At 51.8% G+C, this 1,892-nt stretch carries 1 protein-coding gene; it reads left to right on the top strand.

Features of this window, described 5'->3' with window-relative positions; genetic code table 11:
- The first annotated feature begins 409 nt into the window (after positions 1-409).
- Positions 410-1,825 (top strand): group II intron reverse transcriptase/maturase, encoded by a 1,416-nt coding sequence (gene ltrA, locus NI21_RS0110620; protein WP_033126202.1) that lies wholly within the window; start codon positions 410-412, stop codon positions 1,823-1,825.
- Positions 1,826-1,892 lie beyond the last annotated feature (67 nt).

The following is a 1,892-nucleotide window of genomic DNA, read 5'->3' as shown; positions in this document are numbered from 1 at the left end:
GTTTTGTGTGCCCGGCGGGCACACGTTCTAACGGGTGAAAGTCCCTGACCCGCCCGGCAGTGGGAAGGGTGCAGCTAATGGCAAGGGCGTCATCGTGAGGTGGGGTCTGAAGGAAGCCGGAGGCAAACCACTGGCCTGTAAAAGTTGTCCGGATAGGCTGTAAAGCGTGGATGAGGTTGCAAACCAAACTAAAGTCCAATAACTGCACGGAACGCCAACAGTAAACGGGGCAGGTATAAGTGGGAAAGAGCGTGTGAGTACCCGGGGAGGTCTCATGAACATGGCAAAGACGATATAACGTTCGTTGTCATGGAGTAAAGCTTGCCATGAGAAGTCAGCAGAAGTCATAGTACCGGAACAGCTATAGATGTCCCGGGAAGGACGGAACAGTAGGAGGTGCCATTTCCAAATGGAAACCGGACATGGAATTAAGTACAGACAACTTCATATTGAAGACTACCTGAGAGAGATACCTGCGGAACAGGGAAGGGGAACAGGAGTGTACGTCCATGAATGGATTACCGGGAACCCTGACACCAACACGGACTTTTGGACGGACAACCTGCTTGATACGATACTCAGGAGCGACAACCTGAATGCCGCATACAAGAGAGTGAAAGCAAACAGAGGGTCAGGGGGAATGGATGGGATGCAGGTGGATGAACTTCTGCCCTACCTGAAAGACCACCGGGACGAACTGGTCAGGCAGCTGAGGGAGGGGAAGTACAAACCCAACCCCGTCCGAAGGGTAGAAATACCCAAAGAAGAGGGAAACAAAGTCAGGAAGCTGGGAATTCCAACTGTGGTCGACCGGATGATACAACAGGCGATAGCGCAGGAACTGACGCCTATTTATGAGGAACAGTTTTCGGATAACAGCTACGGCTTCCGGCCAGGCAGGAGCGCACAGGACGCACTGGCAAAGTGCAGAGAGTATGTGGATGAAGGATACGCCTACGCAATCAGTATGGACTTGCAGTCCTATTTTGATACCGTAAACCACAGCAAACTGATAGAGGTGCTGTCGAGGACGATCAAGGATGGACGAGTAGTCTCGCTGATACACAAGTACCTGAAGGCCGGGGTAATGGAAGACGGAGGATTTCGTGCGACAACCGAGGGGGTGCCCCAGGGAGGCCCCTTAAGCCCGCTGTGTGGAAATGTCATGTTGAACGAGCTGGACAAGGAACTGGAACACAGAGGCCATAAGTTCGTGAGATATGCGGATGACTGCATCATCCTATGCAAGAGCCGGAAAAGCGCAGAAAGAACGCTGGAGCACATCATCCCATTTATAACGGGAAAGCTGTACCTGAAAGTCAACCTTGAGAAAACGACAGTGAGTCACATCAGCAAAGTGAAGTACCTTGGATACGGTTTCTACCGAAACAAAGGAAGATGCCGTATGCGGGTACACCCCAGGTCAATCAGGAAGATGAAGGACCATCTGAGGGAATTGACAGTGAGAGGAAACAAGTGGAGCAACCCGGAGAGAGAGGAGAAGCTCAGGAGATATACGACTGGGTGGATAAACTACTACCGGTATGCGGACATGAAGAGACTGATGGAGGACACAGACGAATGGCTCCGCCGCAGGATACGGGCGGTGTACTGGAAACAATGGAAAAGAGTGCGAACGAGGTATAAAATGCTTCGTGCACTCCATCTGCCGGAGTGGCAGGTGCATAAACTGTCAAACTGTCGGAAGGGGACATGGAGGGCGGCGGAGATGCTGAACTCTGTGCTCACCAAGACGATAATAGTGGACAGACTCGGATACCCATCCATGACTGCCCACTATCTGAAAGTACGCGTAAACTATTGAACCGCGTAGTACTGAACGGTACGCTACGTGGTGTGGAAGGGGAGGGTCAAATCTCCCCTATCCGATT

The sequence above is a fragment of the Eubacterium sp. ER2 genome (assembly GCF_000765215.1).
GTDB lineage: Bacteria > Bacillota > Clostridia > Lachnospirales > Lachnospiraceae > Claveliimonas > Claveliimonas intestinigallinarum.
The sequence above is the reverse complement of the archived record's forward strand: the minus strand, read 5'-3'. Positions and strand labels throughout refer to the sequence as shown.